This window comes from Bradyrhizobium betae (assembly GCF_050632175.1).
Taxonomy (GTDB): Bacteria; Pseudomonadota; Alphaproteobacteria; order Rhizobiales; family Xanthobacteraceae; genus Bradyrhizobium; species Bradyrhizobium betae_B.
This window is the reverse complement of the sequence record NZ_CP192576.1, coordinates 1291294-1307045: the sequence shown is the minus strand read 5'-3', so window position 1 is coordinate 1307045 and position 15752 is coordinate 1291294. Positions and strand designations below refer to the sequence as shown.

Genomic DNA, 15752 nt, shown 5'->3' with positions numbered 1-15752 from the left:
TCGTTTTCGGTTACAGCGGCGTGGTCGCACGGCAGGCACCACGGTCACATTTCGCGCCCATGACGGGGTCATGGGCAGGCGGGCACCGCACCACAGGGCGTCAGGGCTTAAACTCATGTCGGCACAGCGTATGACGCGCGGATATCTCTCGGTCTCCTCGCGAGCCCATGGGCTGCTTCAGGCCGCCATCTTTGTCGTGCTCGCGCTGCCGCTGGCCGGCTGCGGCACAGGCTCGCTCTGGGACAAATTCACTGCCAAGGACGACACCTTCGTCGAGGAGCCCGCCGACAAGATCTACAATGAGGGCCTGTACCTCATGAACGAGAAGAAGGACATGAAGGCGGCGACCAAGAAGTTCGAAGAGGTCGACCGCCAGCATCCTTATTCCGACTGGGCCCGCAAATCGCTGCTGATGTCGGCCTACGCGTCCTACCAGGGCGGCGACTATGACGGCTGCATCGGCGCCGCGACCCGCTACGTCACGCTGCATCCCGGCAGCCCGGACGCGGCCTATGCGCAATACCTGATCGCCGCCTCGCATTACGACCAAATTCCGGACATCAGCCGCGACCAGTCCCGTACCGAGAAGGCGATCGCGGCGCTGGAAGAGGTGGTACGCAAATATCCGACGTCCGAATATGCGACCTCGGCCAAGGCCAAGATCGAGGGCGCGCGCGACCAGCTCGCCGGCAAGGAAATGAACGTCGGCCGCTATTACATGCAGAAGCGCGACTACACGGCGGCGATCAACCGCTACAAGGCCGTCGTGACGCAGTACCAGACCACCCGTCACGTCGAGGAAGCGCTGTTCCGGCTGACCGAGGCCTATATGGCGATCGGCATCGTCGGCGAGGCGCAGACCGCGGCCGCCGTGCTCGGGCACAATTTTCCTGACAGCCGCTGGTACAAGGACGCCTATAATCTTGTTAAAAACGGCGGTCTCGAACCGAGCGAGAATCAGGGGTCCTGGATGAGCAGGGCCTTCAAGAAGGTTGGTCTCGGCTAGGAAATTTGATTCCATGCTGGCGCGTCTGTCGATCCGTGACATCGTCCTGATCGAACGGCTCGATATCGAATTCGCCACCGGACTTGCGGTTTTGACCGGCGAGACCGGTGCGGGCAAATCCATCCTGCTCGATGCCTTTGCACTGGCGCTCGGCGGCCGCGGCGACGCCGGCCTCGTGCGCCACGGCGCGGAGCAGGGGCAGGTCACTGCCGTGTTCGATATCCCCAAGAATCACCCCGCAACGAAGATCCTGGCCGAGAACGGCCTGGATGACACCGGTGAGATGATTCTCCGCCGGGTACAGCTCGCCGACGGCCGCACCCGCGCCTTCATCAACGACCAGTCGATCAGCGTGCAGACGCTGAAGGCGGTCGGCACCGCCCTGGTCGAGATCCACGGCCAGCATGACGAGCGCGCGCTGGTCGATGCCGCCACCCACCGCCGCCTGCTCGATGCCTTCGCCGGGCTCGAAAAGGATGTCGCGGCCGTCGAATCGCTCTGGGATGCGCGCCGCACCGCCAACACCGCGCTGGACGAGCATCGCGCCGGCATGGAGCGCGCCGCGCGCGAGGCCGACTATCTGCGGCACGCCTCCGACGAGCTGAAGCAGCTCGCGCCCAAGGATGGCGAGGAAACCTCGCTGGCGTCCCGCCGCACCACCATGATGCAGGGCGAGAAGATCGCCTCCGACCTGCGCGAGGCGCAGGAGGTCGTCGGTGGCCACAATTCGCCGGTTGCGGCTCTCGCGGCCGCTGTGCGCCGGCTGGAGCGCCGCGGCGTCAATTCGCCGGCGCTGGTCGAGCCCGCGGTGAAGGCGATCGACATCGCGATCAATGCGCTGGAGGAAGCCGACCAGCATCTCCAGGCCGCGCTCGCCGCGACCGATTTCGATCCGTCCGAGCTCGAGCGCATCGAGGAGCGGCTCTTTGCTCTGCGTGCAGCATCGCGCAAATATTCGACGCCGGTCGACGGGCTCGCCGCGCTTGCCGCCAAATACGCCGCCGATGTCGTGCTGATCGATGCCGGCGCCTCGCGGTTGAAGAAGCTGGAGCAGGCCGCGATCGAGGCAGATAGCCGCCATGCCGCCGCCGCCAGGAAGCTGTCGATGGCTCGGCAGAAGTCGGCCGAGAAGCTCAACAAGGCCGTCAATGCCGAGCTGGCCCCGCTCAAGCTCGACCGCGCCAAGTTCATGACCCAGGTGACAACCGACGAGGCGGCACCGGGCCCGCAGGGCTTCGACCGCGTCGAGTTCTGGGTGCAGACCAATCCGGGCACCAAGCCGGGTCCGATGATGAAGGTCGCCTCCGGCGGCGAACTCTCGCGCTTCCTGCTGGCGCTCAAGGTCGTGTTGTCAGACCGCGGCTCGGCGCCGACGCTCGTCTTCGACGAGATCGACACCGGCGTCGGCGGCGCGGTCGCGGATGCCATCGGCGCGCGGCTGGCGCGTCTGGCCGGCAAGGTGCAGGTGATGGCCGTCACCCATGCCCCGCAGGTTGCGGCCCGTGCCGACCAGCACCTGCTGATCTCGAAGGACGCGCTGGACAAGGGCAAGCGCGTCGCCACCCGCGTCAACACACTGGCCGCCGACCACCGCCGCGAAGAGATCGCCCGCATGCTGGCCGGGGCGGAGATCACGGCAGAGGCGAGGGCGGCCGCTGACCGGCTGCTCAAGGCGGCGAGCTAGATTTCGTGTTCCGGACGCGCCAAGCGCGCGGGGACCCAGGCGCCGCCCACCTTTACCCTCCCGCCCGCTCCGTCGTATCCAAGCACCATGGCAAGAGCAGCAAAATCAAAACCGCTCCGTGACGTCGCCGACCTCACCAAGGCGCAAGCCAAGGTCGAGCATATGCGGCTGGCGCTCGAGATCGAGGGCCACAACGAACGCTATTATCAGGAGGACGCGCCCACCGTCACCGACGCGGAATACGATGCGTTGCGCCAGCGCTTCAACGCGATCGAAAAGCGCTTTCCGGAATTCGTCAGCGGGGAGTCGCCTTCACAGAAGGTCGGCGCGGCCCCGTCAGGGCGTTTCAGGAAGGTGCCGCATTCCGTTCCCATGCTGTCGCTCGACAATGCCTTTGCCGAGGAGGACGTGCGCGACTTCGTCGGCCGCATCGTGCGCTTCCTGAAGCTCGACGACGACAAGATTGATTTCTCCGCGGAGCCGAAGATCGACGGCCTCTCGATGTCGCTGCGCTATGAAGGCGGCGAGCTCGTCACCGCGGCGACGCGCGGCGACGGTGCGGTCGGTGAGGATGTCACCGCCAACATTCGGACGCTCGAGGACGTGCCGCAGAAGCTGAAGGGACGCAACGTCCCCGATGTCTGCGAGGTGCGCGGCGAGGTCTACATGACCAAGAAGGCGTTCCTTGCGCTCAACGAGCGACAGAAGGCCGAAGGCAGCACCATCTTCGCCAATCCGCGCAACTCGGCGGCGGGCTCGCTGCGGCAGAAGGATCCGACCATCACCGCCTCGCGCCCGCTCGGCTTCTTCGCCTACGCCTGGGGCGAGATGAGCGCGATGCCGGAGGAGACGCAAAGCGGCATGATCCACTGGTTCGAGCGTTGCGGCTTCAGGACCAATCCGCTGACGAAGCTGTGCCATTCGGTCGAGGAGCTGCTGGCCTTCCATCGGAAGATCGAGGAGCAGCGCGCCAGCCTCGACTACGACATCGACGGTGTGGTCTACAAGGTTGACCGCATCGACTGGCAGGAGCGCCTTGGCTTCGTCTCGCGCACGCCGCGCTGGGCCATCGCGCATAAATTCCCGGCCGAGCGCGCCATGACCGTGCTGCGCGACATCGAGATCCAGGTTGGCCGTACCGGCTCGTTCACGCCGGTCGGCAAACTCGAGCCGGTCGGCGTCGGCGGCGTGATCGTGCAGAACGTCACGCTGCACAACGAGGACTACATCAAGGGCATCGGCGGCAAGGGCGAAGTCTTGCGCGAGGGCCGCGATATCCGGATCGGCGACACCGTCGTGATCCAGCGCGCCGGCGACGTCATTCCGCAGGTGGTCGACGTGGTTCTCGACAAGCGGCCGAAGAGCGCCAGCGAATATCACTTCCCGAAAAAGTGCCCGTGCCCGCTGCATACCGACGTCGTGCGCGGGGAGACGGCCGCAGGCGAAGAGGAATCCCGCGCCCGTTGCACCGGCGAGTTCGCCTGCCCCTATCAGAAGATCGAGCATCTCAAGCTGTTCGCGTCACGGCGCGCCTTCGATATCGACGGTCTCGGCGAGAAGCAGCTGCAGTATTTCTTCGACGAAGGATGGGTCAAGGAGCCCGCCGACATCTTCACGCTGGAGAAGCGCAATTCGAAGCTCAAGCTCGAGGAGATCGAGGGCTACGGCGAGACCTCGGTGCGCAACCTGTTCGACGCCATCGAGAGCCGCCGCAGGATCGCCCTGGAGCGCTTCATTTATGCGCTCGGCATGCGCCATGTCGGCGAAACCACGGCTCTGGCGCTGGCGCGCGGCTACGGCTCCTGGGAGGCCTTCCACGACGCCTGTCTCAAGGTCGCCAAGGGCGACGAGGAGGCGATCGCCGAGATGGACGCGCTCGACCAGATCGGCGACACGGTGATCAAGAGCATCGCGGATTATTTTGGCGAAAGCCACAACCGCGGCATTGTCGAGCGGCTGACCAGGGAGGTCGAGATCGTCGACGCCGAGAAGCCGAAGAGCAACTCTTCGGTCGCTGGCAAGACCGTGGTGTTCACGGGCTCGCTGGAAAAGATGACGCGCGACGAGGCCAAGGCGACCGCGGAGCGGCTCGGCGCGAAGGTCTCGGGCTCGGTGTCGAAGAAGACCGATCTCGTCGTCGCAGGACCTGGTGCAGGTTCGAAGCTCGCTGAGGCCAACAAGCACGGCGTCAAGGTATTGACCGAGGATGAGTGGCTGACGCTGATCGGGGAGTGAGGGCGCGCGCTCGCGCCTCTCATTCCGCAGTCATTCCCCGCGAAGGCGGGGAATCCAGTATTCCAGAGACAGTGCGATGATACGGAGCAGCCGCGGCGTGCTGGATCCTCCGCCTTCGCGGAGGATGACAGCGCGTGTGTGGTGACAGCGCCCCTACATCATCCCGCCCTCTTCCTCTTCCGCCTGTTCGATCAATTCCTCGCTGACCACCACCTCCCGCCGCGGCACGACGAAGATCATCATGCAGGCGCAGAGCAGCGAGATCGCCAACACAGCGGACGTGAGCGGCAGCGTCGTTGCGGAGTGGCCGCCGAGATAGGCGCCGAATTGCGACATCAGCGCGCCGATACCCTGCTGGAGAAAGCCCATCGCGCCTGACGCGGTGCCGGCGGCTTCGGGGCGGATGCTGATGGCGCCGGCCGCGGAGTTCGCCATCACGAAGGCATTGCCGGCCATCACGATCATCTGCGTGCCGAACAGCCAGGCCGGCGCCTCGTTCCAGCCGGCAAAACTCCAGAGCAGGTTCAGCAGGCTGCCGCAGAGCTGCAGGCCGAGCCCGAGCCAGATCAGCTTTTCGAGCGAGTGCCGCGGCGCGAAGCGCACGCAGAGCAGATTGCCGACAAGGTAGGCGAAACCGGTCGTCGCGAACCACGCGCCGTATTCGGCGCTGGTCCGGCCCATCTGGGTCACCACGATGTAGGGACCGCCGCCGGCGAAGGTGAAGATGATCTGCGAGGCCAGCACCTGGCACATGACATAGCCGACGAAAGCGCGGTTGCGGATCAGCATGCCCACGTCGCCGCGAAAGCCGCTGCCGGCCGCGCGGGTGCGGCGCGTCTCCGGCAGCGCGACCGCGATGCCGATGGCGACGATGATCGCGGCGATGGTGATGGCGTAGAAGATCGCGCGCCAGCCGAATGCGGTCTCGATCAGGCCGCCGGTGAGCGGGGAGACCATCTGCCCGATCATCAGCGCGGCGACCACGAGGCTGATCATCGAGGCGACGCGGTCGCGCTCGTAGATGTCGCGGATGATCGCGCGGCTCACCACCATGCCGGCGGCGCCGCCCAGTGCCTGAAAGAAGCGCGCGGCGATCAGTTGCGGCAGAGTTTGCGCGAAGATGCAGCCGACGCTGGCTGCCACCATCAGTGCGAGGCCGCCCAGCAGCACCGGGCGCCGCCCGAACCTGTCCGACAGTGGCCCCATGATCAGCTGCGAGAGCGCGATGCCGACCATGTAGAGCGACACGGTCATCTGTGCGATCGAGATGTCGCTGCCGAAATTCGTCGCCAGCACCGGTAGCGCCGGAACCAGCATGTAGAGCGAGATCGGCGCGATGCCGGTCATGACGACCAGCAGCAGCAACACCACGCGCGAGGTCGCGATGTTTTTCGCCGTTTCCGGCGGTTTGCTGATCATGCCGTGCATGCGTGTCCGTTTCGTCGAAATCCGAATCGGACTGTAGCCTGCTCGCGCAAGACGGATATCGGCGTTTCGGAATGCGGCTATACGGATTCCGGGACGGTTATGATGAGGGCACGATGGCGACCGATTGGGCGCGATGTTCGTGTCATGAAGTCGGTGTCATTCCCCGCGAAAGCGGTGAATCCAGTATTCCTGAGGCAGTGTGGTTGAACCGAGAGGCCGCGGCGTACTGGATGCCCCGCCTTCGCGGGGCATGACGGTCATGGCGAGGAGAGTGCCTTGCGCAAATCGCGTAGCGCCATGCGCGTTACGCCTTCAGCTCCGCCGTGGCCTGATCGAGCCAGGCCCTGGTCGCCTCGTCCAGCGCCGGCCGCACCTCGGCCCGCACGCGGGCGTGGTAGGCGTTCAGCCAGCCGAGTTCGTCCTTGCCCAGCATCGCGACATCGATCAGCCGGCGGTCGATCGGCGCCAGGGTCAGCGTCTCGAACGCGTTCATCGGCTTCTCGGCGCCCTTGATCTCGGCTTCAACCACCAGCTCGAGGTTCTCGATGCGGATGCCGAAACCGTCGGTCTTGTAATAGCCGGGCTCGTTGGAGAGGATCATGCCGCGCTTCAGCGGCGTGGTGCCGAGCTTCGAGATCCGCGCCGGCCCCTCGTGCACCGAGAGATAGCTGCCGACGCCGTGGCCGGTGCCGTGCTCGAAATCGACGCCGGCGGCCCACAGATATTGCCGCGCCAGCGTGTCGAGCTGCGCGCCGGTGGTGCCGTCGGGGAAGATTGCGCGCGCGATCGCGATGTGGCCGCGCAGGACGCGGGTGAAACGGTCGCGCATCTCGTCCGTGGGCTCGCCCACCGCCATGGTGCGGGTGACGTCGGTGGTTCCGTCTTCATACTGCGCGCCGGAATCGATCAGCAGCAAATCACCCGGCACGATCCGCCGGTTGCTTTTGCGGGTGACGCGGTAGTGCACGATGGCGCCATTCGGGCCGGTGCCGGAGATGGTCGGGAACGACACGTCCTTCAGTGCGCCGGTGTCGCGGCGGAACGTCTCCAGCGCCTCGACCGCGTCGATCTCGGTGAGCTTGCCGCTTGCCGCCTCTCTGTCGATGAAGGCGAGGAAGCGCGCCAGTGCGATCGCGTCGCGCCGGTGCGCCGTCTGCGTGCCCTTGATCTCGGTCGGGTTCTTGACGGCCTTCAGCAGCGCAATCGGATCGCTGCCGCGCAGCGGCTTGCCGCCGGCGCCCGCAATCAGCCGGCTGAGGGCGTCGGCCGCGGTGGCATTGTCGAGCGCGATCGCCGCACCGCTCTTGGCCAGCGCCATCAGCGTCGGCGCCATCGCATCGGGCTCGCGCACGTCGGCGGATTGTTCGAGGTGGTCGCGCGTCAGGTTCGAAAGCTTGCGGTGGTCGATGAAGATGGTGGGGCGGCCGTCCTTGGGCACCAGCGCGTAGGACAGCGGCAGCGGCGTGTGCGCGACGTCGGCGCCGCGGATGTTGAAGGTCCAGGCCACGGCATGGCTGTCGGACAGCACCAGCGCATCGGCGCCGAGCCTGGCGATCTCATTCGTGATCTGCGTGAGCTTCTCGGCCTCGGCGACGCCGGCATTTTGCAGGCCATGCACGGCGACGGGGGCGAGCGGCGGCTGCGGCCGGTCCTGCCAGATCGCGTCGACCGGATTGCTGTCGACCGCGACCAGTTCGGCGCCGGCCTTGGCGCAGGCGGCGGAGAGGCGTTCGGCTGCCGCAAAAGTGTGCAGCCATGGATCAAATCCGAGGCGGTCGCCGGCCTTCAGGTGCGCCGTGACCCAGCTTTCCGGCGGCGGATCGATCAGCGATTCCACCGCCCAAGCCCTTGCATCCACCTGCTTGGCGGCCTGAATCGTATAGCGGCCGTCGACGAAGACCGCCGCTTCATGGGTCAGCACCACCGCCAATCCCGCCGAGCCCGTAAAACCGGTCAGCCAGGCCAGCCGCTCTTCCGAGGGCGGCACATATTCGTTCTGCTGCTGGTCGGCGCGCGGAATGACGAAGCCGGTCAGCTTGCGGCGGGCGAGTTCTTCGCGGAGCGCGGCCAGGCGCGCCGTCAGTGCGACGCCGGCCTCGGGCTCCTCGAAAGTCTGGAAGTGCGCTTCGAACATGATGGGCTTAGTCTAAGGTCATGGGGACCGGTCCGCAATGTCGGCGCATTTGGGGTCGCATCTGGCATGGACTGTGCTTGAAATTGTTCCATTCGAATTGAGTGGAGTACGGGATGCAGCAGTTGCGCTTCGTCCGGATAACAGGGAAATTCGAGCAAGTGGTTCATCTCAACGGCGAGGGGACACACGATGCCAGCGTTCACGTTTGAGAAGATTTCGCCGCCGGTCCGCCGCGCACCGGCTGCCACGACACCGAAGAAGCCGCGCGGCCTCATCAGCCAGGTGATCGACCGTTTCGCCGAGCGCCGCGCCAGGCGCGCGCTGCAAGGCGAGCGCGCGGTGCAACGGGACGACAAGCCGGCTGAGTAGCGCGGTATCGAGGTTTCGTTGGGTGGGCAAAGGCGCAACGCGCCGTGCCCACCATCTTCGTTGATTGGCGATCGGTGTTGGTGGGCACGCTTCGCTTTGCCCACCCTGCAGCACCTCGCTTATGCGACCTTCCTCAGCAACAGACTGCTCCATCCCTCGATCCGCAGGTGCCGCAGCGGCACGAGGCCGCGCGCGCGGTAGGCGGCGATCACGGCGGGGGCCTGGTGGGTCAGCAGGCCGGAGAGGATGACGCGGGCGCCGGGGGCGAGGTGCCGCGCCATCGGACCTGCCAATTGCCGTAACGGATTGGCAAGGATGTTGGCCAGCACCAGGTCGAACGGGCCGCATCTGGCAAAATCCGGCGCGGCGAAGCCGGTGGCGCGGATCACCCGGACCAGATTGCCGGCTTCGTTCAGCACCGCGTTCTCGGCCGCGACCCGGACCGAAGGCGGGTCGATGTCGGAGGCGAGCACGGCGCGATGCAGCGCCTTCGCCGCCGCTATTCCCAGCACGCCTGTCCCGGTGCCGAGGTCGAGCACGCGTGCAGGCCGGGCGCTTTTCAGGACATGGTCAAGCAACAGTAAACAGCCGCGGGTGGTGCCGTGGTGGCCGGTGCCGAAAGCGAGCGCCGCTTCGATCTCGATGGCGAGCTTGTTCGGCGCCACGCGGTCGCGGTCGTGGCTGCCGTGCACGACGAAGCGCCCCGCCGGCACCGGGACGAGGTCTTCGAGGCTCGCCTTGACCCAGTCCTTGGCTTCGACGGTGTCGAACAGGAGCGTTTCGGCGATTTCGTTTCCTGCTGAATTTGCAATGAGTTCGCGCAGCAGCACCTGATCCGGCGGTTCGGCGAAATGCAGCGTGACGTCCCATCGTCCGTCCGGCTGCTCGAACGCGGCGACCGCCGCGTCGCCCTCGAAAAAGACTTCGGTGAGCACGTCGACGACGCGCCTGGCGGCGGCCTCGGTACCGATCGAAAAACTGGCGCGATGGGTGGGGGAAGACTGCATCCTAGGGTTCCGTTGAGTTCAATTTTGGAACTTTTGTTCCCATTATTTCGTACAACTTGCAGTTCCCGGGTTAACCGGACCGCAGGTTGTGCCCCGTAGATTTTTGGATGTTGGGTCAAGTCAACACATCCTGGAATTGAAACGGAGGCGAGACGTGAAGAGCATGATTTTGAAGTTCTGGTCGGACGAGTCCGGCGCAACCGCGATCGAATACGGCCTGATCGCTGCCGGCATCGCGCTGGCGATCATCACCGTGGTGAACAGCCTCGGCACCAGCTTGAACGAGAAGTTCGGTTCGATTAGCACCTCCTTGAAGTAATTTCCGCCTCCCATTTCCCAGTGGGGGCTGTTTTTTCTTCAGAGGCTGTTCCTGATCAGCGCCCGCGAGGGGATTGCCCCCTGGCGGGCGTGGTCTTTTGGGGCGCCGTCGCCCACAATCTGTCCACGCGTTTTCCGCCCGCCCTCCACAGTCTTTCCCGCCGCTCATCCCCAGCTTATCCACCGCTTCTACAAGTCCTGGACAGGCCAGCAGCGCTCGGGCTCCACCGCTTTCCCACAAGCCTTCCAACAGACTTGCCCACAGCTCATCCACAGATCTATCCACGGCTTCCGAACAGCGAGCGGTGATCCCTCAGGATCGCCTGCGCGGCGTTGTGGCCGGGAGCGCCGGTGACGCCGCCGCCGGGGTGGGCCCCGGAGCCGCAATGGTACAGGCCCTTCAGCGGCCCGCGATAATCGGCATGGCCCAGCATCGGCCGCGCCGAGAACAACTGGTTCAGCGACAGCGCGCCGTGGAAGATGTCGCCGCCTAGCAGGCCGAACTCCCGTTCGAGATCGAGCGGCGACATGATCTGGCGGCCGAGCACGCTGGTCGCAAAGCCCGGCGCGTATTTGTCCACTGTCGCGATCATGAGATCGGCGACCTCGTCGCGATGGTCGTCCCAGGACTTGCCGTCAGGCAGCTCCGGCGCGACGTGCTGGCAGAACAGGCTCGCGACATGCTTGCCTTCGGGCGCCAGCGTGTCGTCGAGCGTCGAGGGGATCAGCATCTCGACGACCGGCTCGCGGCTCCAGCCCTTTGCGCGCGCATCGAGCCAGGCGCGGTCCATGTAGCCGAGATCAGGCGCCAGGATGATGCCGGAAGAGAGATGATCGCCGTCGCCCGGAAGCGCCGTGAAGGAGGGCAGGCGGTCCAGCGCCACGTTCATGCGGAAGGTGCCGGAGCCGTTCTTCCAATTGCGGATGCGGGCGAAGAAGTCGGCGGGCAGCGCGTCGGCCGCGATCAGCCGCGTATAGAGCAGCTTCGGATTGACGTTGGCCGCGACATATTTCGCGCGGATCGTCTCGCCGTTCTCCAGGACGACGCCGACGGCGCGGTCGCGCTCGACGATCACCTCGCGCACGCCGGCATTCGTGTCGATCACGACGCCCCGCTCGCCTGCGGCGCGCGCCATCGCCTGCGTGATCGCACCCATGCCGCCGATGGCGTGGCCCCAGACGCCCTTCTTGCCGTTCACCTCGCCGAAGGCGTGATGCAGCATCACATAGGCCGAGCCGGCGGCGTAGGGGCTGGCGTAATTGCCGACGATGGCATCGAAGCCGAACAGTGCCTTGACCAGATCGTGCTCGAAGCGCTCGTCCAGCATCTCGCCGGCCGAGCGGGTGAAGAGATCGAGCAGGCTGCGGCTCTGCTCGAGCGTCAGGGTGCGCAGGATGTTGGCCGTCGTCCACGCGTTGACGCCCTCGCGGATCGCGGCCGTGCCGAAGCCGTCGACCAGGTTCGGCGGCGCGCGCAGCACGAACTGCCGCAGCACGTCGGCGATGTCCTCCAGCTCGCGCGAAAACCCGTCGAGCGCATCGGCGTCATGCGGGCTCAGCCGCGCGACCGACTCTTTGGTCCGCCCCTCGCCGGTGAGGAGATAGCTGCCGTCGGGGGCGGGCAGGAAATTCTGCGCGCGCCGCTCGACGATTCGCAGGCCTTGCTCGGCGAGCTTGAGATCGCGGATCACCTGCGGATTGAGCAGGCTCACGGTGTAGGCGGCCACCGAGTTGCGGAAGCCCGGATGAAACTCCTCCGTCACGGCTGCCCCGCCGACCACCTTGCGGCGCTCGACCACGCGCACGCGCAGGCCCGCCATGGCGAGATAGGCCGCGCAGGTGAGGCCGTTGTGGCCGGCACCGATGATGATGACGTCGGTTTCGCTCATGAAAGGTTCTGATGTTCCGCGGCCATTTTGGGGACGGTCCGCACGAACGGACCTGGAATGACATCTGTATATCAGGCATTTCTCGCGGCAACATCACGAGACCCTTTATTGCCCGTTCAGGCGCCTTGTGCTCCATTGCGCGCGTCCGGCGCCCGCCGGGGAATTGCTGGCCGGAGCTTCCATGGATTCGATCGTGCAACCCGCCGCCACGGAGCAGCCGTCGTCGTCGCGCAACCGGCTGCTGCTGACGGTCTACACCGCTGCGATCTTCGTCAGCGCGCTGCTGTTGTTCTCGGTGCAGCCGCTGTTCACGAAGATGGTGCTGCCGCGACTCGGCGGCTCGCCGGCGGTGTGGTCGGTGGCGATGGTGTTCTTCCAGTCGCTGCTGCTGGCCGGCTATGCCTATGCGCATCTGCTGATGCAGACCAGGAATCGCATCATCCCGGTGGTGGTGCATCTCCTGCTGCTGGTGCTGGCCTTCGTGACCCTGCCACTCGGCATCGCCTCCGCTTATGGCGAGCCGCCGGCGTCGGGCTATGCGTTCTGGCTTCTCGGCCTGTTCGTGATCTCGATCGGTCTGCCGTTCTTCGCGCTCGCCGCCAACAATCCGTTGCTACAGGCCTGGTTCGTCCGCACCGGCCATCCCGCCGGCCACGATCCCTATTTCCTCTATGCCTCCTCCAACATCGGCAGTTTCCTGGCGCTGTTGTCCTATCCATTCCTGCTGGAGCCGATCTTCACACTGCACACGCAGAACCGGCTCTGGACCGGCGGCTATGGACTGCTGATTCTCCTCATCGCAGCCTGCGGCGCGCTGCTGTTGCGCTCGCCGAAGCTCGCCGTGGTCGATCCGCAAGCCGAGGATTTGAACGCGCCGGCGCCCGGCCTGGTGACGCGGCTGCGCTGGATTTTCCTGGCTGCGGTGCCGTCCGGCCTGCTCATCGCCGTCACCGCGCACATCTCGACCGACGTCGCGGCCGCGCCGCTGCTGTGGGTGCTGCCGCTGTCGCTGTACCTTCTCACCTGGGTGGTGGTGTTCCAGTCGCGGCCGCTGCTGCCGCACAAATGGATGCTGATGCTGCAGCCGGTCGCGATCGCGGGCATCGTCGTCCTGCTGGCGTTCGGCGGCGAGCAGAATTTGCTGCTGACGCTCGGCGGTCACCAGCTCTGTTTCTTCATCATCGCCATGGCCTGCCATGGCGAATTGGCACGAACCCGGCCGGCCGCCAGATATCTCACCGGCTTCTATGTCGCGCTGTCGTTCGGCGGCATGGTCGGCGGCCTGTTCGCGGGGCTGCTTGCACCGTTCACGTTCTCATGGATCGCCGAGTATCCGATCCTGGTCGCGCTCGCCGCGCTGTGCCGGCCGCCTGCGAACGAGCGGCTGGCGGGCATCGTCAAATGGTACTGGCTGGCGCTTGCCGCGCTCGCGGTGGCGCTCGTTGCACCGTTCGCCACGACGGGCGAACTCTCGACCTGGTTCGAGGATCACCGTGTCTGGATCGCCGGTGCCGTCGGCGTGCTCGCTGCGCTGCTCGCGCTCGCACTCAATGCCGATCGGTGGAAGATATTCGCCACCGTGGCGCTCGCGCTGGCGTTGATCCGCGTCTATCCCGCGGACGAAGGCCGCGTCACGACGGTGCGCAGCTTCTTCGGCGTGCACAAGATCGTCGTGACGCCCGGCGGCTATTTCCACGTGCTGATGCACGGCACCACCATTCATGGCGCCGAGCGCTTCCGAAACAATGACGGCACGCCTGTGACCGGCCGGCCCGAGCCGATCACCTACTATCACAAGGACGGCGGCATCGGTCAGGCCATCACCGCCATCCGCGAGCGCAAGGGCGCGCCGCTGAAAGTCGCCGCGATCGGCGTGGGATCGGGCACGCTCGCCTGCGCAGCCGAACCCGGTGACGACTGGAAATTCTTCGAGATCGACCAGTCGATGGTCGACGCGGCGAGTGACCCGAAGAACTTCCGCTACATATCGAGTTGCATGCCGGGCCTGAAGCCGGTGATTGGCGATGCCCGTCTCACCTTCGCGAAGGAGCCCGACGGCGTCTATGATTTGATCATCGTCGATGCCTATTCGTCGGATGCGATCCCGATCCATCTCGCCACCGAAGAGGCGATGAAGATCTACAAGGACAAGCTCGCCCCGCACGGCGCGGTCGTGATGCACGTCTCCAACCGGCACCTCGATCTCGAGACCGTCGTGGTCGGCATCGCCGATGCCAACGATCTGAAGAGCTGGGTCTTCAACGAGGATTCGGGGCGCGATTCCGACTACATCTTCTCGACGGACGTCGTCATATCGGCGCGCGAGGACGCCGACGTCGGCCGGCTCGCCGCCTCCAAGTCGTGGGAGCTCACCGAAGCCGACGACAGGGTGCGGATCTGGACCGACGATTATTCCAACATTCTCGGCGCGCTGTACCGGCGTCTGCGGGACGGGGAGTAGGGGCTTTTTCGTAGCCCGGATGGAGCGAAGCGTAATCCGGGGTTCTTCGATACGGCTGGCGCTGTCCCGGATTGCGCTTCGCTCCATCCGGGCTACGAGGATGACTCCCAAACTACGGCACCACCGGTGTCCCCGCCGGCAACGCAATGCCCTTCTCGCCCGCGACCTGCCGCAGCAGGTCCGGCCGGTCCGAGATGATGCCGTCGACGCCGAGCCCGATCATCCGCGCCATGTCGTCGGGCTTGTTGACGGTCCACACCACCACGCGCAATTCGAGATCATGGGCCTCGGTGATCAGCGCCCCGGTTACGTCGCCAAAATAGGGCGACCAGATCGCGCCGCCCGCAGCCTTGATGGTCCGGGGCAGCGAGCCGCCGTGATCGGCGGGACTGAAGCCCGCCGTCCAACTGGTGGCCTTGTCGAGCGCGATGGTCGGCGCTGAGCCGCGCTGGAGTGTCAGATACACGGACGGAATTTTGGGCGCCTGCTGCTGGACCAGACGCAGGGTTCGCCAGTCGAACGACTGGATCATGACGCGATCGGAAAATCCCTCGGCCTCGATCAACCCGAGCAGTCTTGCGACAAAAGCCTGCGGATCGAGCGTCTCGTCCGTGTGGTTCGGATCGATCTTGGTCTCGATGTTGAAGCGCACGCGGGTGTTGCCGGACTTGCGTACCAGCGCGAACAGCTCGCGGAGAGTGGGAATGTGCGTTCCCGGCATCGCGCGCTGGTCGGGGAATTGTTTCGCGTAGGAACTGTCCGGCCGGATCTGGCCGACGTCATAGGTCCTGACGTCTTCAAGCCGGAGCTTGATGAATGGCGTCCCTGGCGCAGCGATGTAGCCGTCGTTCCGATCTCGCGCGAGATCGGGGTTGAGACCACGTTCATGCGACACGATCACCTCGCCGTCGGCGGTGATGCCGACGTCGAGCTCCAGCGTGTCCACGCCCATTGTCAACGCGTTGGCAAAGGCAGGCAGGGTGTTTTCCGGCAGCAGCGCCCGCCCGCCGCGATGCGCCTCGAGGTCAAAGGCCAAGTCGGATCCCATAGCCTCTCCTGCAACCAGAACCGAGAGCGCGGTCAGTATTATCGCTGCACGTGATGTCATCACAGTCCGAGAGGCGGTGGAAAACACGGCATTAAAACGTATCTTGCGCCGGGCCCATTCTAAAGGCTTTCGTGTCTCAATCCATGCCCAAGCCGGCGCATTTTCCCGCTGTC

At 65.5% G+C, this 15752-nt stretch carries 11 protein-coding genes; 6 read left to right on the top strand and 5 right to left on the bottom strand.

The annotated features are described in order from the left end of the window. The first annotated feature begins 115 nt into the window (after positions 1-115). The 3 genes from ACQ86E_RS06520 (at position 116) to ligA (ending at position 4925) form a co-directional block, all read left to right on the top strand. Positions 116-1006, top strand: a complete 891-nt coding sequence (locus tag ACQ86E_RS06520) for an outer membrane protein assembly factor BamD (RefSeq protein WP_431204711.1) — start codon at positions 116-118, stop codon at positions 1004-1006. A 13-nt stretch (positions 1007-1019) separates the two neighbouring features. Next, positions 1020-2690: a DNA repair protein RecN gene (gene recN, locus ACQ86E_RS06515; RefSeq protein ID WP_431204710.1), complete on the top strand. Its 1671-nt coding sequence runs from the start codon at positions 1020-1022 to the stop codon at positions 2688-2690. A gap of 87 nt (positions 2691-2777) precedes the next feature. After that, the gene (ligA, locus tag ACQ86E_RS06510; protein WP_431204709.1) at positions 2778-4925 is read left to right on the top strand and encodes an NAD-dependent DNA ligase LigA; all 2148 of its coding nucleotides are present in this window, start codon (positions 2778-2780) and stop codon (positions 4923-4925) included. A 153-nt stretch (positions 4926-5078) separates the two neighbouring features. Here the strand turns inward: ligA and ACQ86E_RS06505 are convergent, their stop codons facing one another. After that, entirely contained in the window at positions 5079-6353 is a 1275-nt protein-coding gene (locus ACQ86E_RS06505) for a multidrug effflux MFS transporter (protein WP_431204708.1), read from the bottom strand. Between the two features lie 304 nt (positions 6354-6657). Next, positions 6658-8487 carry an aminopeptidase P family protein gene (locus ACQ86E_RS06500; protein WP_431204707.1) on the bottom strand — a complete coding sequence of 610 codons (1830 nt, stop codon included), beginning with the start codon at positions 8485-8487 and terminating at the stop codon, positions 6658-6660. 189 nt (positions 8488-8676) lie between these two features. Between ACQ86E_RS06500 and ACQ86E_RS06495 the strand changes: the two genes are divergently transcribed. Continuing rightward, a complete protein-coding gene (locus ACQ86E_RS06495; RefSeq protein ID WP_143841307.1) occupies positions 8677-8856 on the top strand; it encodes a hypothetical protein in 180 nt (59 codons plus the stop codon). A 119-nt stretch (positions 8857-8975) separates the two neighbouring features. Here ACQ86E_RS06495 and ACQ86E_RS06490 read toward each other — a convergent pair whose 3' ends face one another. Continuing rightward, positions 8976-9863, bottom strand: a complete 888-nt coding sequence (locus tag ACQ86E_RS06490) for a 50S ribosomal protein L11 methyltransferase (protein ID WP_431204706.1) — start codon at positions 9861-9863, stop codon at positions 8976-8978. 163 nt (positions 9864-10026) lie between these two features. On the opposite strand from ACQ86E_RS06490, the gene ACQ86E_RS06485 reads away from it, so the two are divergent. Beyond that, on the top strand, positions 10027-10182 hold the full coding sequence (locus ACQ86E_RS06485) for a Flp family type IVb pilin (protein WP_431206415.1): 156 nt from the start codon (positions 10027-10029) through the stop codon (positions 10180-10182). 277 nt (positions 10183-10459) lie between these two features. Here the strand turns inward: ACQ86E_RS06485 and ACQ86E_RS06480 are convergent, their stop codons facing one another. Beyond that, on the bottom strand, positions 10460-12070 hold the full coding sequence (locus tag ACQ86E_RS06480; RefSeq protein ID WP_431204705.1) for a phytoene desaturase family protein: 1611 nt from the start codon (positions 12068-12070) through the stop codon (positions 10460-10462). A 181-nt stretch (positions 12071-12251) separates the two neighbouring features. Between ACQ86E_RS06480 and ACQ86E_RS06475 the strand changes: the two genes are divergently transcribed. After that, on the top strand, positions 12252-14531 hold the full coding sequence (locus tag ACQ86E_RS06475; RefSeq protein WP_431204704.1) for a fused MFS/spermidine synthase: 2280 nt from the start codon (positions 12252-12254) through the stop codon (positions 14529-14531). 112 nt (positions 14532-14643) lie between these two features. On the opposite strand, the gene ACQ86E_RS06470 is transcribed toward ACQ86E_RS06475, so the two are convergent. Beyond that, a complete protein-coding gene (locus ACQ86E_RS06470) occupies positions 14644-15579 on the bottom strand; it encodes a glycerophosphodiester phosphodiesterase (RefSeq protein ID WP_431204703.1) in 936 nt (311 codons plus the stop codon). Between the last annotated feature and the right edge of the window lie 173 nt (positions 15580-15752).